The 22,929-nt window shown below is 72.7% G+C and carries 20 protein-coding genes and 1 pseudogene; 15 read left to right on the top strand and 6 right to left on the bottom strand.

Going from position 1 to position 22,929, the window contains the following annotated elements; all coding sequences use genetic code 11:
* Positions 1–94: 94 nt before the first annotated feature.
* The 4 genes from EES42_RS26990 to EES42_RS26975 all read right to left on the bottom strand — a co-directional run bounded on the left by EES42_RS26990 (position 95) and on the right by EES42_RS26975 (position 6,993).
* Complete coding sequence (locus EES42_RS26990) at positions 95–2,170, bottom strand: AAA family ATPase (RefSeq protein ID WP_206433598.1); 2,076 nt, start codon at positions 2,168–2,170, stop codon at positions 95–97.
* 53 nt (positions 2,171–2,223) lie between these two features.
* Positions 2,224–2,943, bottom strand: a complete 720-nt coding sequence (locus tag EES42_RS26985) for a Pvc16 family protein (RefSeq protein ID WP_124720834.1) — start codon at positions 2,941–2,943, stop codon at positions 2,224–2,226.
* The gene (locus EES42_RS26980; protein ID WP_124720833.1) at positions 2,940–6,086 is read right to left on the bottom strand and encodes a DUF11 domain-containing protein; all 3,147 of its coding nucleotides are present in this window, start codon (positions 6,084–6,086) and stop codon (positions 2,940–2,942) included. Before EES42_RS26980 ends, EES42_RS26985 begins: the two co-directional genes overlap by 4 nt.
* Positions 6,087–6,297: 211 nt before the next feature.
* Positions 6,298–6,993: a response regulator transcription factor gene (locus EES42_RS26975; protein ID WP_323138484.1), complete on the bottom strand. Its 696-nt coding sequence runs from the start codon at positions 6,991–6,993 to the stop codon at positions 6,298–6,300.
* 240 nt (positions 6,994–7,233) lie between these two features.
* Here EES42_RS26975 and EES42_RS26970 point away from each other — a divergent pair, with 240 nt between their 5' ends.
* From EES42_RS26970 to EES42_RS44910, 5 genes are all read left to right on the top strand, one after another.
* A complete protein-coding gene (locus EES42_RS26970; protein ID WP_124720832.1) occupies positions 7,234–8,550 on the top strand; it encodes a COG1470 family protein in 1,317 nt (438 codons plus the stop codon).
* 485 nt (positions 8,551–9,035) lie between these two features.
* A complete protein-coding gene (locus EES42_RS26965) occupies positions 9,036–10,562 on the top strand; it encodes a phage tail sheath family protein (RefSeq protein ID WP_124720831.1) in 1,527 nt (508 codons plus the stop codon).
* Positions 10,563–10,603: 41 nt separating this feature from the next.
* The gene (locus tag EES42_RS26960) at positions 10,604–11,044 is read left to right on the top strand and encodes a phage tail protein (RefSeq protein WP_124720830.1); all 441 of its coding nucleotides are present in this window, start codon (positions 10,604–10,606) and stop codon (positions 11,042–11,044) included.
* Positions 11,041–11,547: a hypothetical protein gene (locus EES42_RS26955; protein WP_124720829.1), complete on the top strand. Its 507-nt coding sequence runs from the start codon at positions 11,041–11,043 to the stop codon at positions 11,545–11,547. The genes EES42_RS26960 and EES42_RS26955 overlap by 4 nt, the downstream gene beginning before the upstream one ends.
* Positions 11,544–11,702, top strand: coding sequence for a DUF6760 family protein (locus tag EES42_RS44910; protein ID WP_164495324.1), 159 nt, complete (start codon positions 11,544–11,546; stop codon positions 11,700–11,702). The genes EES42_RS26955 and EES42_RS44910 overlap by 4 nt, the downstream gene beginning before the upstream one ends.
* A gap of 162 nt (positions 11,703–11,864) precedes the next feature.
* Here the strand turns inward: EES42_RS44910 and EES42_RS46405 are convergent, their stop codons facing one another.
* The gene (locus EES42_RS46405) at positions 11,865–12,524 is read right to left on the bottom strand and encodes a hypothetical protein (protein WP_124720828.1); all 660 of its coding nucleotides are present in this window, start codon (positions 12,522–12,524) and stop codon (positions 11,865–11,867) included.
* A gap of 405 nt (positions 12,525–12,929) precedes the next feature.
* Positions 12,930–13,478: a hypothetical protein gene (locus EES42_RS46400; protein ID WP_124720827.1), complete on the bottom strand. Its 549-nt coding sequence runs from the start codon at positions 13,476–13,478 to the stop codon at positions 12,930–12,932.
* A 1,099-nt stretch (positions 13,479–14,577) separates the two neighbouring features.
* On the opposite strand from EES42_RS46400, the gene EES42_RS46395 reads away from it, so the two are divergent.
* The 10 genes and pseudogenes from EES42_RS46395 to EES42_RS46390 all read left to right on the top strand — a co-directional run bounded on the left by EES42_RS46395 (position 14,578) and on the right by EES42_RS46390 (position 22,698).
* A complete protein-coding gene (locus tag EES42_RS46395) occupies positions 14,578–14,832 on the top strand; it encodes a hypothetical protein (protein WP_241196598.1) in 255 nt (84 codons plus the stop codon).
* A 57-nt stretch (positions 14,833–14,889) separates the two neighbouring features.
* Complete coding sequence (locus tag EES42_RS26935; protein ID WP_093544217.1) at positions 14,890–15,315, top strand: phage tail protein; 426 nt, start codon at positions 14,890–14,892, stop codon at positions 15,313–15,315.
* 60 nt (positions 15,316–15,375) lie between these two features.
* Complete coding sequence (locus tag EES42_RS26930) at positions 15,376–16,098, top strand: CIS tube protein (protein WP_124720825.1); 723 nt, start codon at positions 15,376–15,378, stop codon at positions 16,096–16,098.
* Entirely contained in the window at positions 16,095–17,861 is a 1,767-nt protein-coding gene (locus tag EES42_RS26925) for a VgrG-related protein (protein WP_124720824.1), read from the top strand. The genes EES42_RS26930 and EES42_RS26925 overlap by 4 nt, the downstream gene beginning before the upstream one ends.
* Before the next feature lie 66 nt (positions 17,862–17,927).
* Entirely contained in the window at positions 17,928–18,245 is a 318-nt protein-coding gene (locus EES42_RS26920; RefSeq protein ID WP_124720823.1) for a PAAR domain-containing protein, read from the top strand.
* Positions 18,242–18,667 (top strand): GPW/gp25 family protein, encoded by a 426-nt coding sequence (locus EES42_RS26915; protein WP_124720822.1) that lies wholly within the window; start codon positions 18,242–18,244, stop codon positions 18,665–18,667. The genes EES42_RS26920 and EES42_RS26915 overlap by 4 nt, the downstream gene beginning before the upstream one ends.
* Complete coding sequence (locus EES42_RS26910) at positions 18,667–20,628, top strand: putative baseplate assembly protein (protein WP_124720821.1); 1,962 nt, start codon at positions 18,667–18,669, stop codon at positions 20,626–20,628. The genes EES42_RS26915 and EES42_RS26910 overlap by 1 nt, the downstream gene beginning before the upstream one ends.
* Positions 20,625–21,188: a phage tail protein I gene (locus EES42_RS26905; RefSeq protein WP_124720820.1), complete on the top strand. Its 564-nt coding sequence runs from the start codon at positions 20,625–20,627 to the stop codon at positions 21,186–21,188. The genes EES42_RS26910 and EES42_RS26905 overlap by 4 nt, the downstream gene beginning before the upstream one ends.
* Before the next feature lie 4 nt (positions 21,189–21,192).
* A pseudogene (locus EES42_RS47630) lies at positions 21,193–21,254 on the top strand (hypothetical protein); the annotation flags it as partial.
* A 679-nt stretch (positions 21,255–21,933) separates the two neighbouring features.
* Positions 21,934–22,698 carry an NADase-type glycan-binding domain-containing protein gene (locus EES42_RS46390; protein ID WP_241196597.1) on the top strand — a complete coding sequence of 255 codons (765 nt, stop codon included), beginning with the start codon at positions 21,934–21,936 and terminating at the stop codon, positions 22,696–22,698.
* The last annotated feature ends 231 nt before the right edge of the window (positions 22,699–22,929 follow it).

Below are 22,929 nucleotides of genomic sequence, written 5' to 3'. Positions count from 1 at the left end.
GCCCCGGACGCGGCGCCCGCCCCGGACGCGGCGCCCGCCCCGGACGCGGCGCCCGCCCCGGACGCGGCGCCCGCCCCGGGGCTCGGGGGATCCGCTATGCGCCGCCTGCCCGCCCGCCGTCCAGCCACGTACCGAACTCGTTCTCCCGCACCAGCCGGCCGAGCTTGCGGTACTCCTGGATCACCGCCGAGACGATCTGCTCCATGCCGAGCGGGCGGCCCGATTCCGCTGCCAGATAGGCGGCGGTCACCGCACAGGCACGGATCGAGCCGCCCGCCAGCTCGAACCGGCCCGCGCAGAACTCCAGATCGAGCCCGGCCTCGCGGGGGATCGCCGTCCCGAGGCAGCGGTCCCACAGGGCCAGCCGCTGCCGGGCGTCCGGCATGGGGAACTCAGCGATCACATCGAGTCGCCGGGTGAACGCCTCGTCGAGATTGCCGCGCAGATTGGTGGTGAGCACCGCGATGCCGTCGAAGGACTCCATCCGCTGGAGCAGATAGGCCGACTCCACATTGGCGTGCCGGTCGTGCGCGTCCTTGACCTGCGAACGCTTCCCGAAGATGGCGTCCGCCTCGTCGAACAGCAGGATGCCGTTGACGTCGGAGGCCTCGGTGAAGATCCGTTCCAGGTTCTTCTCGGTCTCACCGACGTACTTGTCCACCACCGTCGACAGATCCACGACGTAGAGCTCCATGCCGAGCTCCGACGCCACCACCTCGGCGGACATGGTCTTGCCGGTGCCGGACTCGCCGGCGAACAGCGCGATGATGCCGCGCCCCCGGCCGCCGCCCGGCCGCATTCGCCACTGACCGAGCACCTGCTCGCGGTGGCGGGCCCGCAGGGCGAGTTCGGACAGCTCGCGACGGGTCGCGGGGGGCAGCACGAGGTCGTCCCAGCCGACCGCGGGCTCGATGCGACGGGCGAGCCGTTCGAGCCCGGCGCCGTTCTGCGCCCGGACCGCCGTGCGCAGGTCCCGCACGTCCACCGGGCGGTCCTCCAGGACGGCCAGCCGGGAGGCGACCGCGGCGGCCTTGCGCACCTGCTCGGAGTCGAGCCGGTACGAGGCGGTGGCCTCGATGACTTCCTCGTCGGCCGACCTGCTCCCGGCGGACGCACCGGCCTCGGCGAGCGCCTGCCGCCACTGCCGCGCCAGGGCCGTCGGGCCCGGGGAGAGGACATGGACCGGCACCGGGCTCTCCCCGGCCCACAGGGGATCCCAGTTCTTCTTCCCGTACGCGAGCAGCGGGGCACCGCTGACCGCCGCGCACAGGCCCCCGAGCAGCCGGGCCCGCTCGGGGCGTTCGGGGGCGAGCGTTTCGAGCGGCCCGAGGACGATCCCGCCGTCGCTCAGCCGTACCTCGGCCGCCAACGTCCGTACGGCCTCCGCCGGTTCGGGTAGGGCGGCCAGCTCCGCGATGTCGACCACCAGCGGGCGGCGCCCCGCGGCGAGCAGCGCCTCGACCGCCAGTCCGCCGGGGTCGCCGCCCCGGTCGAGCAGATGCACCAGACCGCTGCCCGTGCCCAGCGCCGCCGCGACCCGCAGCACCTCCGGCCCGGTGTCCGGGCCCGCCTCCGGCCGCCCGTCGGGCCCGATCGCGCGGACCAGGCCGCGCAGCCTCCCGTCGATCTCGTCGTCGCCGAGAAGGTATGCGCCAATCCGGTCCGGGACCCGCAACACCCGGGAGAGCAAAGGGCGTTCGGCGTCCCGGACCTCCAGCAGCCCGCCCGTGACCAGCGGGGCGGACGGTGAGAACCGGAAGCGGCCGGAGCTCGCGGCGGGCAGCCCGCAGAGTTCCAGCGCCAGCCCGATGGTGGGTCTGCGCCGGGTCAGGTCGTCGTTGAGGTAGCCGTAGAGCTGCTCGAACCGGCCGTCGATGTCCGGGGCCAGCGCGACCAGCAGAAGGTCGACGTCCAGCGGCAGCAGGCCGAAGCTCCCGGCCAGCCGGTGGATGCGGCTCCCCGGCGGGGACTGCGGCGGGGGCCCGGAGGCGTACGCCGGTACGGGCGCGAACGCGTCGCGGGCCGCCACGATCCGGCCGGCCGCCTCGGGGGTGAGGTACTGCCCCCGGTACGGATCGTCCGGCTGCGGGTCGGCGGCCCGTCGGACGGCCACGGCGTTCCTGACCCGCTGTTCCACGTGGACCAGCCGCTCCCAGAGGTCCTCGATCACCGCGGTCGGGGCGTCGGCCGTTCCGGGAACGGCACGGGCACCCTGTGCCGTGGTCACCGGGCCGCACCCCCACGCCTGCGCCGGCCCGGCGGCAACTGCCGTTCACGCTGCGCCGCGAAGCCCTGTCCGCCCGGGTCGGACGCCCCGTCGTAGCGCAGCCGGCGCCCCGGCTCGATGCCGTCGCCGTCCGCGCCGTCGCCGTCCGTGCCGGGCGCGCTCCTCACCACCAGTCCCTCGGTGACCGGCGGTCCCGCGGCGGTCCGTTCACCGGCCAGCGGCGCCCACACCCGCAGGTCGATCGCGGCCTTGAGCTCACCGCCGAGCGCCGACCAGACGTCCGAGGCGGACGGCCCGTCGGTACCCGGGCCCGCCGCCTCGATCTCCACGGTCAGCCCCAGCTCGGCGAGGCTGCCGGTGAGCATGTGGGCGGGCAGCGCGTCCGACCGCACGAGACAGCGCAACGCCTCGGAGAGCAGCCGGTGTTCGTCCTGCGGGCGATTGGTCCACGCGGTCACCAGATACGTCAGCTCGTACCAGCGCGGCGGGGTGCGCCGGCCGATCACCACTCCCTCGGCGTCGTGCTCCTCGGCCGCGCCGGTGCGGCGGCGGGCCGCGTCCTCACGGATGCGGTGCAGGAACACACTGATCGTGGGGGCGTTGCGCCGGGCTGACCAGTCCTTCGTCGGCGCGTCGAAGACCAGGTCCACCCCGCTCTCCTGGAGCCCGGCGTCGACCAGCAACAGCCGCAGCCCCTCGTCGACTTCGTGGATCATCGGCGCCCCACCTCGTCCGGCGGGACGATGGTTCCGGCCACCACCAGGAACGGCGTGGTGACGGGGCCGAACCCCGGACCCGAGGCGGTGATCGTGCGCGGCCCCGTCTGGTCCTTCGCCAGGATCAGCAGCTGCGCGATGAACGTTCCGTCCCGGCGCGGGAAGGCGGGCGGCGCGGTCGCCGTGATCCCCGGCTTCCAGGTGAGCTTCACGGGTGCACCGGGCGGGAAGTCCTTGCCGCGCACCGAGGTGACGAATCCCGGTTTGCCGACGGCGGGCACCGCGATGATCCGGGGCTGCAGGATGCGCAGTGGCTTCCTGGCGACGTTGTCGCCGGTGTCGGCGTCGGTGCCGGTCGTGGTCAGCGTCCCGGTGATGGTCGTCCGCAGCGCCTGATCCGGCTTGAGCACCACCCGGACGACCGTGGACGCGCCCGGTGTCAGATCGGGCAGGGCGCACACACCGCCCTTGCAGCCGGGCGGAAGCGGACCCGCCGGGATCCGTGCGGGCAGCCCGAGCTTCAGCCGCAGCCCGGTGGCGAGCGCGTTGCGGCCGTTGCGCACGGTGTACGTCACGACCACCCGGCCGCCGACATAGCCGGGGCTGGGCTGTGCCCGCACCGTGACACCGGGTCCCGCCTCGGGCGCGGGCGGCTCGGGGGCCGGGGGCCGGGGCGGTGCGGGCGTCGGGGTGGGCGTCGGTGTCGGGGGCGCGTCCTGGACCGGGACGACCGTCTCGGTGGCGTTGTCCGTGGGGTTCGGGTCGATCACGGCTCCGGTGACCGACCAGCCGATCCGCTGGTCCCCGCTCGTCACTCCGGTGAGCCGGGCGGTGACCTCCACACTCTCCCCGGGCCGGAGCACGCCCAGTTCGCACTGGGGCGAGTCGGTGGCACAGGTGCCGGCCGGGGTGGTGAGCTTCTCCAGGCGTACCCCGGGCGGGGCGTCGACGGTCAGTACGGTGCCGGGCGCGACGGCGGGCCCCCGGTTGGTGACGGTGACCGGCACCGTGACGGAGGAACCGACCTCCACCGAGGGGCCGGTGGGCGGTGCGGTCAGGGCCAGGTCGACAGACTGCTGGAAGCTGGGCTCCTTCTGCCGCCCGCCGAGCCGCTCACCGAACGCCGTCAGGCTGCCGGAGGCGAGGTCGAGCATGGAGAGCTGCTCCGGGGAGTTCGGCGCGAGCGCCCTGCGCGAGCTGAACACCAGCCGCTGCGCGTCCGGCGACCAGGCCACGTCGCGGGGCTGGAAGGGCCCGGTCAGCGAGGTGTCGGGGATCTCCTGATGGCACGCGTCGGGGTCGTTCCGCCGGCTGGAAGGCAGTACGACCCGGCAGTCGCCGCCGTCCAGCGAGGTGACGATGATCCCGTTCTGCTCGTTGACCCGGCCGCCGCCGTCCTTGCGGTTGAAGGCGATCGTGCTGCCGTCGGGGGAGAAGGCCGGGCTGTCGTCGATCTTCTTGCACTCACCGGGGCAGACGGTGGCACTGAGGTCATGCTGCTGGTCGAGCGCCGCCACCGGCACCGTCCAGACGTGCTTGATGCCGCCGAGGCCCCGGATCACGTGGTTGCGGGTGAAGGCGAGTGTGGTGCCGTCCGACGACCACGTCGGCTGCGCGTCCCCGCCGGTCAACTGCCCGGCCGGTGGCACGATTCTGCCCAGGATCGCGCCCGAGACGGCGTCCGCGATGAGGATGCTGCTCGGCCCCGCGGCCTCGCCGACCCCGCCGGGCGAGGTCCTGGTGAACGCCAGCTTGGTGCCGTCCGGCGAGAACGTGGGGTCGGTGTCCCAGTCGCGCGGACCGCGTCCGGCGAGCGGCACGGCCGCCTCGTGGGTGCCGTCCGCGTCGGCCAGCCAGATCCGTTCGACGCGCTCCTTCGCATTGCCCTCGAAACGGGTCACGACGATGCGCCGGCCGTCAGGTGTGTAGTTCTGCCGTTCGGTCCACGGGTCGTAGATGTCCCTCGGGTTGAACAGCGGGTCCTTGGCGGGATCCTCGTTCTCGTCGGCGTCCGGGTCCTCCTTCAGGATGGTGAGTCCGAGGTCCCGGGGATCCGAACCGTCCTGCCGGACGTCCTGGAGCGTCGCCTCGTGCTCCTCCAGGTGGGTCCGCCGTGCCACGATGGCGGTCCCGGTGTCCATGGACCCGGTCCAGGTGGGCGATTCGACCTTGCGGTCCTCGCCGAGCTTCAGGCTCGGCTCGTTCCCGTCGAAGGCGGTCGTCCGGTAGACGTGGTCGTAGTCCTTGCACCCGCAGGTCGTGTCGGGACTCAGGAAGAGCAGGTCGTTCCCGTCCGGCAGCCAGGCGGCCGAGCGGGTGCGCCAGCCGGCCTGGACCCCGGCCAGCAGGGGACGGTCCTTGCCGATCCCCTCGGTCACCCGGAGCCGGGGCCCGGTCTCCGCGTCCGTCGTGAGGGTGTACGCGACCCGGGCGCGGCGGGTGTCGTCGTCCACCGGGTTCCACGCGGGTTCGGTGGCGTCGCCGGGCGGGCCGTCACTGATCACCCTCGCCGCGCCGCCGGCCACGGCCATCTCGAATATCAGCCCGTTCCGCCCGGGACCGGAGTCACAGGAGTACGCGATGCGTGAGCCGTCCGGGGAGAACGTCGGCGAGGTCTCGTTGTTGGGGGTGTCCGTCAGCCGCCGCAGACCGGAGCCGTCGATCCCGACGATCCACAGCTCGCGCTGGACTACATCGCCCGGCCCCCGCTCCGCGGAGTCGAACACCACGGTCCGCCCGTCCGGGGAGAGTTCGGGGTGTCCGGCGTCCCGGCCGGTGGTGAGCTTGCGGACCGCGCCGCCCGCGTCGCGTACGTACACCTGCGGTCGCAGGCTGTCGCGCAGGCTGGTGAAGACCACCGTCTCACCGCGCGCGAAGGGATCCTGGTCGTAGTGGGCCGGTCCGGTGCCGAACAGCGGTGCGCTGGTGGCCGGGTCGGAGACCCGGCCGAGGCTGCGGTGCCCGGTACCGGCGTAGGCGATGCGTCCGGCATCCGCGGGGCTCTCGTCCGCCGCCGCGGCGAGTCTCGGCGCACCCTGCGGTGCGGACGCGGAACCCGCGACCAGCAGCGGTGCCAACAGCACCACAGCGCCTGTCAGTCGGCCCAGCCGGGTCTTCCTCGCCGGGCCAGCGGTGCCGGTCACGGCCCACCTCACAGTTCTGTCGATGACTCTCCACGACAAGCATCCCGCTCGCCCAGGGACAAACACAGGTCCCAAGTACCCGGCCCGGGGGAAGGGGAGGTTGCCCTTTGCGGCGCCCTTCTGCCCCGCCCGGCCGCTCCGTTCCGTGAACACCGGCGCGCCCCCGTGCGGCGACGTCGTCACGCCGTCCGCACGGGAGCCCGCGGCGGGCTCAGATGAGTCCGTGCCGCATGGCGTAGCCCACGGCATGGGCCCGGTTGCGCAGTTCGAGCCGGGTCGCCACCTCGTGCAGCACGTTCTTGACGGTGCGTTCGGAGTACGAGGTCTTCTGCGCGATCTCCGCGGTGCCGTAGCCCTCCGACACCAGCCTGATCATCTCCGCCTCCCGCGTCGTGAGGGTGGAGAGCGAGAGCCCCCGGGGGTCGAGGACGGTGCGCTGGAGGCTGCTGACATGGGTGAGGAGCTTTCCGAGCAGGTCGCCCGGCAGCACCCCTTCGCCGTTCGCCATCGCCGTCACCAGGTGGACGAGGCTGTCCTGATCGGCCTCGCCGCGTCTCAGCACGGCGGCGACGCCGCACTCGATCATGGTCTGGAGCGCGCCCGATTCGAAGAACCCGACGACGAGTCCGGTGCGGGTCGAGGTGTTGCGCTGGAGGCGTTGCAGGAGCTGGACGGTGGGTTCGTTCACCATGTCCACCACCACCAGGGAGACCTGGGCCCGGTCCGCCTCGGACTCGGGTATCAGCTCTATCTCCGGCCGTGGGCGTAATTGCTGGACCACACCGGTCTGCAGTATCAGGTCCTCCGCGTACACCGCCACGGAGACTCTGCCCCGGGGGGCCTCGGGGGCGCTGCCCGCGGCGGGGTACGCCGAGGCGGCGGACCTGCGGAACCGTCCGCGATCCATTGCTCGGCCGTCAGTTTCTGCTGCTGTCGTCGTCATTCTTCTGCGTGCCTGTCTTCCTCAGGTACTTCCGTCCGATACGCCGGATTCCGATCTCGACCGCGTCTGCCTCCGGCAGGGCGACCGGGCCCGGGGAGGGCTCGCCGGGACATCGTGCCGTTGGGCCGCCGGGGCACCACCCCTGCCCGTTCGTTGCCCTCGCGTCTCTGCTGCGCGGCCGCACGGTGGGCCTACCGTCGCATCGTGACCACATCTGCCGAACTCGAAACGCCCACGGTGACGGTGTCGCCCGGCACCGAAGCGACGACGACCCTGACGGTGCGCAACGACGGTGACATCGTCGAGGCGTACACGCTCGAAGTGGTCGGCGACTGCGCCGCTTGGAGCACCGTCGAGCCGGCCCGCGTGTCCCTCTACCCGGGCACCTCCGAAGTGGTGACCGTACGGCTCGCGCCGCCCAGATCCCACGAGGTCCGGGCCGGTGAGATACCCCTGGGTGTCCGCGTACTGCCCGCGGAGCACCCCGAATCGGTGGCGGTGCCCGAGGCCACGGTGGTCGTCGCGCCGTTCCACGAGCTCCGGGCGGAGCTCGACCCGGGCCGGCGCTCCGGCTGGCGGGGCGCCCGCTTCCGGGCCGCGGTGCAGAACCGCGGCAACACCCCGGTCGACATCGCGCTCACCGGGAAGCAGGCCGGGGAGGAACTCCGCCTGGCCTTCACCCAGGGCCAACAGCGCCTGGAACCGGGCGAGTCCGCCGAGGCGGGCCTGCGGGTACGGGCCCGGAAGCTGATCTGGTTCGGGCAGCCGGTGACCTGGCCGTTCGAGGTCGAGGCCGCCGAGAGCACCGAGGGGCACACCGACGGCGAGCGGTCCGGCAGGTCCGAGACGCTGCCCGGCGAGTTCGCCCAACGCCCCATCCTGCCCCGGTGGCTGCTGATCGTCCTGGCCGCGTTGCTCGCACTGCTGCTCGCGTGGTTCGCGCTGGTGCGGCCCGCGGTGCGGAGCACCGCGAAGCAGGCGGCGAACGAGGCCGCCCAGGAGAAGAAGCCCGACGGGCAGCAGGGTGCGGCGGACGGCGGAACGGGCGACCCGACCGGCGGTCAGGGGCAGGACAAGGGTGACGGGAAGGGCAAGCCCGGCACGTCCGGGGGAGCCGGTTCGGGCGGCTCCAGCTCGGGGACGGGCGGCGGGACCGGCGGCACCCAGCAGAGCTCGGCGACGATCGATGTGCAGACCGGGTCCGGGGCTCAGAAGAAGGGGACGTACCAGGTTCCGGAAGGAAAGGTGTTCGGAGTCACGGACATCGTGGTGGCGAACTTCCAGGGTGACGAAGGCGTGCTGACGATCTCCTTCGGGAAACGGAAGATCACCACCATCGCTCTGGAGACCTTCCGCAACCAGGACTATCACTGGGTCACCCCCATCGAGATTCAGGAGAACGACACCGTCACCGCCTCCGTGACCTGCAACAAACCTGGCACCCCGGCAACCGGAACTCAGGCTTCCAAATGCCACCAGGTGCTCAATGTCAGCGGTGAGCTGAGCGACGTCGCACCGTAGCAACAAAGCGCCTGACCTCCTGCTTCCTCCACGCGGGACGAGAACAGCAGAAATCCCGGTCGAGTGAAACCCGGCTTGCCGGTCTTTGGCAGTTTTCTTCCCCTGCGCACATTAGAGGTGGGGCGGGGCGGTCAAGGATCAGATCCGGTCACCGCAGCCCGAGAGGGCTGTTGGGGCCTGCGAATTCTGGCTGATTTCCGCCGATGCGACTCCGGCGTCCGGAACTCCGGAATTCCGTCGAGTCACCGGCCGGTACGCCGGTGGAACCCTTCCGGAAAGCCTGCGTTAACGCCGCCGTCACATGGCCGAAACAGGGAATGTGCCGTCGGGCCCTGCCCGGCCCGCGAAGGGAAGCATTTCCTGCCCCGCGGGGTGCCCGGGAAGGCAGCACCGTTGCCCCGTGCCCAGGACCTTGAGACCTACTGTCCGCCACAGCCGCCGAGGAAGACTCGGCGACGAACGAATGACCACGCGAAGGAGCGAGCATGCCGTCGTACCTCACCCCGGGTGTTTACGTGGAGGAGGTGCAGTCCGGTGCGCGGCCCATCGAGGGAGTCGGCACCGCGGTCGCAGCCTTCGTCGGTTTCGCGGAGTCCGGCCCCTTCCACCAGCCGACGCTGGTGACCAACTGGGACCAGTACGTCCAGACCTTCGGCACCTTCACCGCCGACACCTATCTGGCCCCCGCGGTCTACGGGTACTTCGCCAACGGCGGCGGCGCCGCGTACATCGTGCGCATCGGCGGCCCCGCGCAGGACTCGGCGCAGCAGTCCGTGTCCGAGTCGGCGGCGACCGCCGCGCTCGGCGGGTTCCAGGTCTCGGCGCGGCCCGGTACGAGCGCCGGCCTCACCGTCGAGATCACCGACGCCGAGGGCGAGAACCCCCCGGAGGACCGGTTCCGGCTGCTGGTGCGGCAGGCCGGCAAGGTGGTGGAGACCTACGACGCCTCCAGCCGCAAGAACGTCAAGGGCTATCTCGTCACCCAGGTCCGCCAGTCCAAGCTCATCCAGGTCACCGAGCAGCCCGGCGCGACCCAGACCCGCCCCGAGAACCAGAGCCTCTCGCTGGCGCCCGCCGCGGCCCCCGGGGCCGGTGTCGCACGGCTCGACCCGTCCGAGTACGTCGGCGACGCCGCCGCCCGCACCGGGTTCGCCGGCCTCGAAGCGATCGACGAGATCACCATGGTCGCCGTCCCGGACCTGATGAGCGCCTACCAGCGCGGGGACATCGACGCCGACGGCGTCAAGGCCGTCCAGCTGGCCGTGATCTCGCACTGCGAGCAGATGGGCGACCGGGTCGCCATCCTGGACACCCCGCCGGGCATGAACGCCCAGCGCGTCCGTGCCTGGCGCAACGACGACGCCGGATACGACTCGCGCTATGCCACCGTGTACTACCCGTGGGTCAAGGTCTTCGACCCGGCCACCGGCCACAACTCCCTGGTGCCGCCGAGCGGTCACGTCGCCGGTGTCTGGGCGCGCAGCGACGGTGAGCGCGGTGTGCACAAGGCCCCGGCCAACGAGGTCATCCGCGGCGCACTGGACCTGGAGATCCGCCTCAGCAAGGGCGAGCAGGACCTGCTCAACCCGATCGGCGTCAACTGCGTGCGCGCCTTCCCCGGCCGCGGCATCCGGATCTGGGGTGCGCGCACCCTCTCGTCCGACCCGGCCTGGCGCTACCTCAACGTGCGCCGCCTCTTCAACTACCTGGAGGAGTCGATCCTCCTGGGCACCCAGTGGGTGGTGTTCGAGCCGAACGACGACCGCCTCTGGTCGAGCATCCGGCGCAACGTCACCGCCTTCCTCACCGAGGAGTGGCGCCGCGGCGCCCTCTTCGGGCGCACGGCCGAGGAAGCGTTCTACGTCAAGTGCGACCGCGACAACAACCCGCAGGAGTCGATCGACCTCGGCCAGGTCGTGTGCGAGATCGGCGTGGCTCCGGTGAAGCCCGCGGAGTTCGTGATCTTCCGCCTCGCGCAGTTCTCCGACAGCACGAGCCTCGTCAACGAGTGACCCGACAGGGTCCCCCCGAACAGAACAGGTGACACAGAGTCATGGCAGAGGGCGACGCTCTTTCCACCCACGTCTTCGGCGTGCAGCTGGGCGGCTATCTCGTCGAGTCGATCCAAGAGATCAGCGGATTGACCGTCGAGGAGGAAGTCGTCGAGGTCCGTCAAGTGACCGCCGAGGGCAAGCAGATCATCCGCAAGCAGCCCGGCGCACGCCAGGCGGGCGAGGTGACGATCACCCGCGGGCTCGACAAGAGCAGCGAGTTCACCAAATGGATCAAGGAGACGCTCAACAACGGGGCGGTCGACACCGCGCGCCAGAACCTCACTATCGAGATCAAGGACTCGAAGGGTGAGACGGTCCGGCGCATCCAGCTGATGCAGGGCTGGGCCAGCAAGTGGGAGGGCCCCTCCCTGAAGGCCGGCGAGTCCAGTGCCGCTACCGAGACGGTGACCATCACCTTCGAGGAGATCGTGGTCGAATGAGGCGCAGGACCGTTACGTCGGGCGGGCTCGACGAAGTCCTCGACAGCCTCGCGTCCAGCCCGCCCGCCGCGGGCGAGGAGGCTCCCGCACCGGCTGCGGCGCGGCCCCGGGAGCGTGACCGGGACCAGCAGGAGCTGCGTACGGAGTTCGAGTTCGAGCTCCCGCGCGGCTACGTCGACGACGAGGGCCAGGTCCATCGGCACGGCTCGATGCGGCTCGCGACGGCACGGGACGAGCTGCGCCCGCAGATCGACCTGCGGGTGAAGGAGAACCCGGCGTACCTGTCGGTGGTGCTGCTGAGCCAGGTGATCACTCAGCTCGGCACCATCACCGATGTGCACGCCGGGGTCGTCGAGCGGATGTACGCCACCGACGTGGCGTTCCTCCAGGACTTCTACCGCCGGATCAACAGCGAGGGCCACACGCACGCCGCGGTGACCTGTCCGCTGTGCCACGGGTCGTTCGAGGTGGACCTCTCGGGTGGGCGCCTGGGGGAATCGTGACGTACGCGCTTCCCCGGCTGCGGGAGGAGATCGCGTACGTCGCCTACCACTTCCATTGGCCACGAGAGGACATCCTCGACCTCACCCACGCCGAGCGTCAGGAGTGGGTACGGGAGATAGCGCGGATCAACACCCGCGTCAACGAAGGCGGGTGATCGTGTGGGTCTCGGGAACTGGTTCCGCCGAGCGGGCGGGCAGCAGCCTCCGACACCTTCCCGGGACGGGGGCGGGGCCGAAGCCGGGACCGGCACCGGCTCCGCTTCCGCCCCTGCCGTCGCTCCGGAACCGGAGTCCGGCCGGAGCGGCATCGGGACCGATCAGCGGGACGGCGGCCGGGGCGGCTCCGGCGAGGGCGACTGGGACGGTGGCTGGCGGCGGGTCGCGCCGCCGGCGGTGACCGTCGCCCGGTCCTCGATCGGGGTGAGCGACGGCCTGCGGTTCCGGGACGGCCTCGCGTCGTGGCAGAACCTCGCGTTCGCGGGTGAACTCGGCCATGCCGTACTGCCGTCCGCGCCGGTGGGCCTGATCCACGGTGTCGCCCGTCCGGGCGGCGCACGATCCACGGCCCCCGGCGGACCGCTGCTGCTGCGTGCCGCCCCGGCCGGGGCGGACGGGGAGGCGGAAGCCGCCGCGGGCCCGGCGCCCGCCTCGGCGGGCAGGACGACCGGCGGCGACAGGGCGCGCGGGCGGTCGTCGGTCCCCACTGCGGTCCAGAGGTCGAGCAGTACGAAGTCTCCCGGCTCCTCCGGGAACGGGGCGCCGGGGCGCCAGGACCGTGCGGGCGGTGCCACTGCCGTGGAGGCCGCGGGAGCGGCGGCCCCGGCGAGGAGCACGGCGCGGGTGGGCGGTACGGCTCCGGGAGCGGCCACCGCGTCGGCGTCGCAGCAGGCCAGGGACACCGCACCGGCACCGGTTTCGCTCCGGCGGGCCGGGCCCGTCGCCGTACGTCCTCGGCGGACCGCCCCGCCGCTGATCATCGCCCGGCGTCCGGCGATGACGCTGCGTCGGATAGCCGGGGTACTGCCGCCGGCGGCCTCCGCACCGGCCACTGCTGCCGCCGCCGCAACCGCCGCCAACAGCGTTGAGCAGCAGGGCGGTTACGGTGACGTGGCTCCCGCTTCCCCGCAGGGCGCCGTCCTGCCGGCGGACCACACGGCCGGCCGTCCCGCTGCCGCACCGGTGCGTCCCGCTCTGGGCAAGCCGTTGCGGGAGCTGCCCACCGGGGCCGTGACCCCCGGCCCGGCGGCGGCGGGCGGGGTCGTGCCGTCCGCCCCGGAGGGGCAGGACGCGGCGGCCATGCCTGTACTGCAACGCCTGGCATCGGACACGGCAGCCCCTGCGGCGGACACGCCGTCGCCGGGGGCGTCGGGCCCGACGGTACGTCAGTCGCCCTCCAGTGACGGCCGGTCGTCGAACTCCCCGGCGCCCCAGCCGTCGCCGCGCGAGGTGTCCGGCTCACCGGCTCGCGCCCGTGGCGGTATCGGTGCCCCGCTCACCTCGCTTCCGTCGACCGCCAGGCTCCAGAACGACGCACCGCTGCTCGGCGACCGGCGTCGGCCGCAGCCGGGAAGTGCGGGACCTCGGCAGGACCGGACGGCGGCGGGAGAGCGTGGGACGATCCCGCTCCAGACATCGCCCTCGCCCTCGCCCTCGCCGTCGACCGCCTCCTCGTCCCCGGCGGCCGTCGAGCCGGTGTCGAAGGCCCTGAACACGCCTGCCGAGATGCCGGTTCGCTCGTCCTCCGCACCCGCTCGGTCCGGTGGGTCCGCACCGGAACCCGCGGCCGTCCAGCGCGTGGTGGACCCGGCGCGTCCGAACACGTCCCCCGTCGGCCCGTCGCCGTCTTCGTCGCCGTCCCCCGCCGGCCCGTCGCCGTCTTCGTCGCCGTCCCGTTCCGGTCCCGTCGCGCCGGTACGTATCCGCAGGATCACCCCGGAGCGGGAGAAGGGGCGGGCGACCGGGCCCGGTTCAGGTGCCGGGGGACCGGCAGTCGTCGTTCAGCGGTCGCGGGGCCTCCTCGCGGGCAGGGCCCTGGACGTGAGCACCGGCTCCGCCGAGGGGTTTTCGGCGCAGAGGGCGGCGGGCGGCGCGGCCCGGCCGGTAGTGGCGGCCACCTGGCGTCGTGACGTACGGCAGCCCGGGTCCGAAGCGCCGTCGCCGCCGTCCTCGCAGGGTCGCGGGAACTCGCGTACCGGGGAGGACCACCGGGCGCAGCCTGACGCCGCACGCCGGCAATCCGTTCCTCACGCACCCACCCGCCCCGCCGGCCCCACCCCGACCCGCCGGTCCCGTGCCGCGGGCCCGGGGGCGACGACCGGTGGATCGGCGCCCGAGGGCTCGGTGCCCGGCGGTACCGTCCAGCGCCTCGTGTCCGGGAACCCGGCGCCCGGCACCTCCGGGACCAGCGGTGCGCCCTCGGGCCGCACGGGCACCCGCGTTCCCGGCCGCATGCCCGACAGCGACCCCGATGCCCGAACCGGGGCCCGGCCCGACCGGCGATCGGGGCGCGGCCCGGGGCCGGCCCGCTCTCTCATGCGGCTCGTACAGCGTTCGCCACGCGACGGCGCGGCAGGGGCGCCTGCGACGGCACCGTCCCGTACCGACGCGCACCCGCCGGAGCAGGGCCCCGCAGGGGCACCTGCCGCCCGCCGCCTTGTGGCGCCACCCCCGGCAGCGCGCCCCGCGCCTGCCGTTCCGGGCACCCCGCCCGCGAGATCGGACGCTCGGCCCGTCCCGGTGGTTCGTCCGCATCCGCCCGCGACGGAGCGGCAGGGCGCGGCCGCCGTGCCCGTGCAGCGGCTGGCGTTCCCCGTGGTGCCCGAATCCGCCACTCCCGCGACCATCACACCGGTGCCCGAGTCCGCCGGGTCCGCGCCCTCTGGACCACCGACCCTCGCGGTACGGGTTCCACAACGCGCACCGGCCCCGACCTCGACCGCGGCACACGCCCGCACCCCGGCCGCGGCACCGACTGCCGCGCCGACTGCCGGAAACCGGGCCTCCCGGGCCACGGCCGAGGTGCTTCAGAGGGTGGCGGCCGACGCGGGGATCACCGGAGTCCCGGTACGGGCGGTCCCGGTGCAGCGCTCCGATCCGCCGGCCCGGACCACCCCGGCCGGACCGGACGCGCCGGCCCCCGGCGACCCGGCGACCGCGAACCGGGTCACCGCGACGGACATCGAGGAACTGGCCCGCCGGCTGATCGATCCGGTGAGCCGGCTGATCCGCGCGGACCTGCGCAGAGGGCGGGAACGTACCGGACGGCCGTACGACGGCCGCCGCTGACAACGGTCCGCCCCCTTCCGCAACGTACGTGGCAACAGCAGAGAAGAAGAGAAGCACATGACGGACAACATCTTCGCGACGAGTGTGTTCTTCAAGCTCGTCATCGGAGGCAGCGACCTGGGGGCCTTCCACACCTGCTCGGGTCTGGGCGCCGAGGTGGAGATGGAGCAGTACGCCGAGGGCGGCAACAACGGTTTCACCTGGCAGCTGCCGGGGCGGATCACCTGGACCAACATCACACTGACCCGCCCCGTCACCGCCGACACGCTCAAGATCGCGCGATGGCTGAACGAGACGATCCAGCGGGTCGAGCCCAAGGACGGCGAGATCGTCGCGCTCCGCCCCGACCTCAGCCGCATCATCAGCTGGCAGGTGCAGGGAATCGTGCCGGTCCGCTGGCAGGGACCGTCCTTCGACCCCGCCAACTCCCAGGCGGCGATCGAGACGCTGGAGATCGCGCACGAGGGCCTTGAACCGTCCTGACGCTTCGTCATATGCCGTAACTGGAACCGAAACCGGAGAAGACCGGGAAGGAGGAACGCAATGTCACCCGCTGTCCGTACGAGCCGTGCTCGCGCCCAGCTGACCATCATGGAACCGCCGGCGACCGTCGGCGCCAAGCCCGGCGGGAGCCTCGCCCGGATCACGTTGCAGTTCAACCCCGCGAAGCTGTCGCTGAGCAAGAGCACCGAGTGGCGGCGTACGCCGTCCCGGATGGCCGGGCAGTCCGCACTGCCCGAATTCGTGGGCAGCGGGCCCCGGTCGTTGTCCCTGGAGGTCTTCCTGGACGCCACCGCCACCCATGACAACTCGGTGGAGAAGGCGGTGGAACAGCTCATGACGGCCTGTGTGCCCACCCCGAGCAGCCTGGCCCGCAAGACGCCCGCCAGCCCCTGGGTCCGGTTCGACTGGGGCACGTCGAAGACGACCTCGTTCGACGGCGTGATGTCCAACCTCTCCGTCTCGTACACCCTGTTCGACGTCGACGGGAAGCCGCTGCGCGCCACCTGCTCGCTCTCGATCGAGGAGGCGAGCGTCGATCCGGCCGGCCAGAACCCCACTTCGGGCTCGCGGGAGGCGCGCCGTACCCATCGGGTGGTGGCCGGGGACAGTCTGCCGCTGCTGGCCTGGCGGGAGTACGGCGATGCCACCGCCTGGCGCACCATCGCGGAGGCCAACGACGTGGACGACCCGATGCAGTTGACACCCGGCAGGGAGCTGGTCGTGCCCGGACTGGAAGACCGCGCTTCGGAGGCCGACCGGTGACCGCCGCAGGGCGTTCCTTCGCCGCGGATCCGATCGTCGAGGCCCCCGGCGAGCTGCCGGCGGCCTGGGTGGCCCAGCTGGTGAGCTGTGTGGTGGACGAGAACGTGGGCCTGCCGGACGCCGCCGTGCTGACGTACCGCGACCCCGATCACAAGCTGCTCACCGCCACCGGAATCACCATCGGCACCCCGCTGAAGATCTCGGTGGTCACCGTGCAGGAGCGGGTGCGCGAGCGGCTGTTCACCGGTGAGGTCACGGCGGTCGAGCTGGACAGCGACACCACCGGCTCGTTCACCGTGGTGCGCGCCTTCTCCAAGGCACACCGGCTCCAGCGCGGCCGGAAGGTGGTGGCCTTCCGCAACATGAAGACCGCGGACATCGTCCGCAAGGTCGCCGCCGGTGCCGGGCTGACCTGCGGAAAGATCGAGGCCGCGCCCATCATGTACAAGCAGCTGACCCAGCCCAACGTCTCGGACTGGGAGTTCCTCCAGTACCTCGCGGGCGAGAGCGGCGCGCACGTGCGGGTGGACGACAAGGGCCTGTTGCAGTTCGTGAAGCCCAAGCCCGCCTCGTCGGCGCCCTCGCCCGCCACCTCCGCCACCCGCCATCCGATGGTTCTGGAGTACGGGCGCAACCTGCTGGCCCTGCGGGCCGTACTGACCGGTGCGGACGGGGCGGACAGCGTGGAGGTGCGCGGCTGGAACGTCGACACCAAGACCCGGCTGGTGGCCCGCGAGCAGTCCGTCCGCAGCGACACCGTGTCCCCGGGGATGAGCCCGTCGCTGGCCGCCGGGGCGTTCGGATCGGGCGCCCGGATGACGGTCACCGACACCCCGTACCGGACCCAGGCCGAGGCCAGGGCCGTGGCCGGATCGGTGGCCGCGTCGGTGAGCTCGGGATTCGGCGAGATCGAGGCGGTCGCCGAGGGCAATCCCCGGCTGAAGGCGGGCCTGCCGGTGGCCCTCGGCAACGTCGGGCCCGCGTTCGCCGGGCGCTACACGGCGACCGCCGCGCACCACGTACTCGAACCGAACGGTGGCTACCGCACCACCGTGCAGGTGAGCGCGGCGCCCGACCGCTCGCTGGCGGGGCTGACCAGCGGCTCCAACGCGCCCTCGCGCGGCCCGCGGATGCCCGGCCTCGCGATCGGTGTGGTCACCGACATCCGCGAGGGCAAGACCGAACGGGGCTGGGTCAAGCTGAAGTTCCCCTGGCTCGACGACACCTACGTGACCGACTGGGTCCGCACGGTGCAGTGGGGCGGGCAGGGCGGCGGCGGAGTGTTCAGCCCCGAGGTCAACGACGAGGTGCTGGTCGGGTTCGAGCAGGGGATGCTGGACAGCCCCTATGTGCTGGGCGGTCTCTACAACGGGGTGGACAAGCCCTCGCCGCACGACGTGCCGCTGGTCGACCCGACCAGCGGAAAGGTCAACCGCCGTTCGCTGGTGTCCCGTTCGGGGAACCGACTGGAACTCCTGGACGCCCCGCGCGGACCGTCCGGTGTCCGGCTGGCCACCGGTGACAAGCGGCTCGACATCACACTGGACGAGCGGCGGGGCGAGATCGCCCTGACGGTGTTCGCCCGCGGCGGCACCCGTGCGCTGAGCTCCGTGACCCTCAACTCGTCCGGGATCACCCTCGACGCCGGTACGGGGGACGTCAATGTGAAGGGACGCTCGGTGACCGTCAACGGCAAGACGGGGGTCACGGTGGACGGCGGCCTGCTCGCGGTGCTCAAGGCCAAGCTCATCCGGATCAACTGAGACCTGTACCCGGGCCCATGCCGCTCGACGGCGACAGAAGTCCCATCACAGCAAGGAGAAGAGACCATGCCCCCCGCAGCTCGCACGGGCGACAGTACCGCCCACGGCGGCGTCATCGGCACCCCGCCCCCGGGTGCGGTGGCCGTCGCCACCGTGCTGATCGGCGGTCGGCCCGCGGCCGTCACCGGGAGCCTGCACGTGTGCGTCATCCCCCATCACGCCGCGCTCGGGCCGGGCAACGTGATCATGCCCAATCCGGCCGCCGCGGTCACCGGGCAGGTCCTGATCGGCGGACTGCCCGCCGCCCGGATGCGGGACAACACCAGCTGCGGCGGGTCCATCATCAGCGGAGCGCCGAACGTACTGATCGGGGGCCCGATGTGAGCGGCAGCGGGTTCATCGGACGCGGCTGGGGCTTCCCGCTGCGGGTCGGCGCCACCGGGGGCATCGGCATGGTCGAACGGGACCGGGAGATCGAGGAGGCCATCGGGCTGGTGCTCGGCACGGCGCCGGGCGAGCGCCCGATGCGCCCGGAGTTCGGCTGCGGCATCCACGACTACGTCTTCGCACCCGGGGACGGCGCCACCGCCGGGCGCATCGCGCACGAGGTCCGCACCTCCTTGGAGCGGTGGGAGCCGCGCATCGAGGTGACCGACGTGGTGATCGCCTTCGACGCCATCGAGGAGGGCACCTTGTACATCGACGTGCACTACACCGTGCGGGCCACCAACGACCTGCGAAACCTGGTCTTCCCCTTCTACACGATTCCGTCCTCCGAGGGCTCCGAAGAAACGGGAGTGCGCTGATGGCCCTGCCCTCACCCAATCTGGACGACCGGCGATTCCAGCAACTCGTCGACGAGGCCAAGCGGTACGTCCAGCAGCGCTCTCCCGAGTGGACCGACCACAACGTGTCGGACCCCGGGGTCACGCTCATCGAGACGTTCGCGTACATGGTCGACCAGCTGCTCTACCGGCTGAACCGGGTACCGGACAAGAACTACTCGGCCTTCCTGGACCTGCTGGGCGTCACCCTGTTCCCGCCGACGGTGGCCCGCGCCGAGGTCGACTTCTGGCTCTCCGCGCCGCAGCCGGAGACCGTGCGGCTCCCGGCGGGCACCGAGGTCGCCACCTCACGCGGCGAGACCGAGGAGGCGGTGGTGTTCTCCACCTCCGAGGAGCTGCCGATCGTGCCGAGCTCGCTGATCCGGCTGGTCACCGCGCCGGTGTCGGGCGATCAGACCGACCGCACCGCGCCGCTCGGCGCGGGCAAGGACATCCCGTGCTTCCAGCCCCGGCCGGAACCCGGCGACGCCCTGCTGTTCGGACTGCCCACCGCCGTGCCCCGGTGCATCGTCGCCGTACGCCTGGACAGCCGGGTGGAGGGCGTCGGCGTCGACCCGCGGCAGCCGCCGCTGGTCTGGGAGGCGTGGGACGGTGCCCGCTGGGTCACCTGCCGGACCGGCACCGACAGCACCGGCGGGCTGAACAGGCCCGGTGAGATCATCGTGTTCGTCCCCGCCGGACACACCGCCTCGGTGACCGCGGGAACCCGGGCGGGCTGGCTGCGCTGCCGGGTCACCGCGCCGGAGCCGGGCCAGCCGTTCTACTCCGAGTCGCCGACGATCCGGGAGGCGGAGGTCTTCACCGTCGGCGGCACGGCGGACGTCGAACACGCGGAGACCGTCCTCGACGTGCCGCTCGGTGTCTCCGAGGGCGTCGCCGGGCAGCGGTTCTCCGTGAGCCGGGCGCCGCTGCTGCTGGACGGGGAGCCGCCGGTCGTCCAGGTCTCCTCCGCGGAGGGCTGGCAGGTCTGGACGGCCGTGGAGCACTTCGGCGCCTCCGCCCCGCACGACCGCCACGTGCGGATCGACGCCGTCTCGGGGGAGTTCGCCTTCCCGCCCGAGGTACGCGAACCGGACGGCACGATGCGCTCCTACGGTGCGGTGCCCGAGAAGGGCGCCCAGCTGCGGATTCCCCGCTACCGCACGGGCGGCGGGGCGGCCGGGAACGTCGCCCGCGGCGCCATCAACGTACTGCGCAGCTCGGTGCCGTACGTTGCGGGCGTGGACAACCGCGAGGCGGCCGGCGGCGGGGTCGACGGCGAGACCGTGGAGAACGCGAAGGTCCGGGCGCCCAACATCCTCCGGGTACAGGAACGCGCGGTCACGGCCGGGGACTACGAGGCCATCGCCCGCGAGGCCGCACCCTCCCTGCGCAGGGTCCGCTGCGTGCCCGCCGTCGCGGGGGAGGCCGGTGCGGTACGGGTACTGGTGGTTCCCGACGCGGTCATCGACCAGGGCGGCCAACTCCGGTTCGAGCAGCTGATCCCGTCGGACTCGGTGCTCTCCACGGTCACGGCGCGGCTCGACGAACGACGCCTGGTCGGCACCCGGCTGCTGGTGGAACCGCCCGCGTACCAGGGTGTCACCGTGGTCGCCAGGCTGGTGACGAACGGTGGTGACGCCGACCGGGTCCGCGCGGACGCGATCGCGGCACTGTTCGACCACATCGACCCGCTGCGGGGCGGGGCGGACGGGACGGGATGGCCGTTCGGCAGGCCGGTGCAGTACGGCGAGATCTTCGCCGTGCTCCAGGGCGTGCGGGGGGTGGGCCTGGTGGACGAGGTGCGGCTGTTCCCCGCGGACCCGATCACCGGCAGGCGCGGGGCGGCGGTCGACCGGATCGATGTCGCGCCCGGCGCGCTGGTCTTCTCGCACCAGCACCAGGTCGAGGTCACCGCGAGCACGGCCGGTGACGGCGCATGACCAGAGCTGCCGTACCCGGGCTGCCCAGCCGCTATCCGATCGGCGAGCTGCTGCCCGCGCTGTACGCGGACGACGACCTGGCCCAGCGGTTCACGGCGGGCCTGGACACCGTCCTGGCGCCGGTCCTGTCCACGCTGGACAACCTGCCCGCCTACTTCGACCCGGCGCTGACCCCGGCCGACTTCCTGCCCTGGCTGTCGTCCTGGGTGGCCGCCGAGGTCGATCCGGCATGGCCCGAGGAGCTGCGCCGGGCCGTCGTCGCCCGCGCCGTCGAGCTGCACCGGTGGCGCGGCACCCGCCGCGGACTGGCCGAACAACTACGGCTCTGCTTCGGTGTGCGCGCCGACATCCGGGACGGCGGCGGCGCCGCGTGGTCGTCCCGGCCGGGCACCGGACTGCCCCCGGCCCCGACCGGGGAACTGCTGGTACGGGTCTGGGCACCGCACGGCGGACCGGTGGACGCAGACCGCGTCCGGGCCGTCGTCGCCGCCTCGTGCCCCGTACACCTCACAAGCCGGGTGGAGATCCTGCCGGGCCCACCGGACGAGACAGGAGACTGACGCGATGCGCTCGTGTCCGGCGTGCGGTTCCGCCAACCGCGAGGACGACGAATTCTGCGGGAACTGCGGCTCCTACCTGGGCTGGTCCTCCCGGACGCCGCGAACGCCCCCCGCCACGGCTGAGCCCGCCGCCCCGACGACGGAACCCACCGCCCCGACGACGGAACCCACCGCTCCGGCGACGGAGCCCGTCGCTCCCACGGCGGAACCCGTCGCCCCGGCGACGGAGCCTTCCGGCACCGCGGCCGAACCGGCCGGTCCAAGTACCGAACCAGCCCGTCCCGCAAAAGAACCGGCCGGTCCCAGGACCGAGCCTGCCCGTCCCAGTACCGAACCAGCCCGTCCCACAACAGAACCCGCCGGTCCCAGGACCGAGCCCGCCGGCCCCGCGACGGAACCGGCCGCTCCGGCGGCGGGTCCTGCCGGGCCATCAGCACCGCCGCGCCCGACAGCCGAGCCCGCGGTCGGTACTCCGCCCGGGCCTGCGGCCGGTCCCGCCCCGGAGCCCGCACCGTCCTCGGCCGGAGCCCCGCCCTCCGCACGCCCCGAGCCACCGGCCCTGGCCCCCGCCGGGCCACCGTCCGCCCCGCCCGTACCGGCACCGTCGCCGCCCGCGCGACCGCCCGTACCGGCACCCCGGCCGCCCGCGCGACCGCCCCAGCCCGCCCCCGTACGACCGGAACGGCCGGCGCAACCGGCCCCCGTACGGCCGGACTCACCGGCTGCGGACGAGCAGGTGGGCGCGGTGCAGCCGGCACAGCCGATCGTCCGGCGGCCCGTCGTGCGGCCCGTGGCGGCGGACGAGGAGCCGGACGGGCCGCCGTGCCCGGCATGCGGCACCCCGAACCTGCCGGGACGCAAGTTCTGCCGCCGCTGCGCCGCACCGCTGCAGACCCGGGAGCAGCCCGCACCGCTGCCCTGGTGGCGCACGGTGTGGCCGTTCCGCCGCCGGGTGAGGAACGGATCGGGCCGGGCGCTGCGGCGGACCGTGCTGGCGCTGGTGGTCGTCGGGCTCCTGATCGCGGGCTTCCTGCTCGTACCCGCCGGGCGCTACGTCTTCGAGGACGTACGGGACAAACTCGGCGGCACGGCGGAGATCAGCCCGGCCGATGCCACCGCGAGTGCCCACGCCCCCGGCCACCCGGCATCCGCCGCCATCGACGGGCTGACCAACAGGTACTGGGGCGCGCCCACCCTCGGCTCGTCGCTGACGTGTGTCTTCGAGAAGCCCTTCCGGCTGGTCGGCGTCGTGGTGTACACGGGCGTGTCGACGAAGCCCGAGGAATTCCGGCAGGGGGCCAGGCCCACTAAGGCCGAACTGGTCATCACCACGGAGGGCGGCGAGGTCCGGAAGAAGGCGGTCACACTCACCGACAAGCCGGGCCGGCAGACGGTACGGACCGGGATCAGCGACGTCGTGTCCGTCGAGCTGGTGCTGAAGGCCGCGGCAGGCCAGGGCGAGGGGCGGCCGATCGCGGTCGGGGAGGTCGAGTTCTTCAAACGCACCTGAGACCCGCAGGATCACGGTCGGGAGGGGAGCGGAGCGCCGGGGGCAGGGGCAGGATGACTGCGACTCTGTCACGTTCCGTGTCCCGCCTCCCTCTTGATCACGATTCCAACTCGGAATCCTTATCTGAGCCATATGGCCCGGAAGCAGCAGGATTTCCGTCTCTAGGATTTGGCGTACTCGGGGCGCCCATATGCCCTTTGAGTCTTCCGCAGGCACCTCCGCATGCAATGA

The sequence above is a fragment of the Streptomyces sp. ADI95-17 genome (genome assembly GCF_003846175.1).
Taxonomy (GTDB): domain Bacteria; phylum Actinomycetota; class Actinomycetes; order Streptomycetales; family Streptomycetaceae; genus Streptomyces; species Streptomyces sanglieri.
This window is presented reverse-complemented; position numbering and strand designations above follow the sequence as displayed.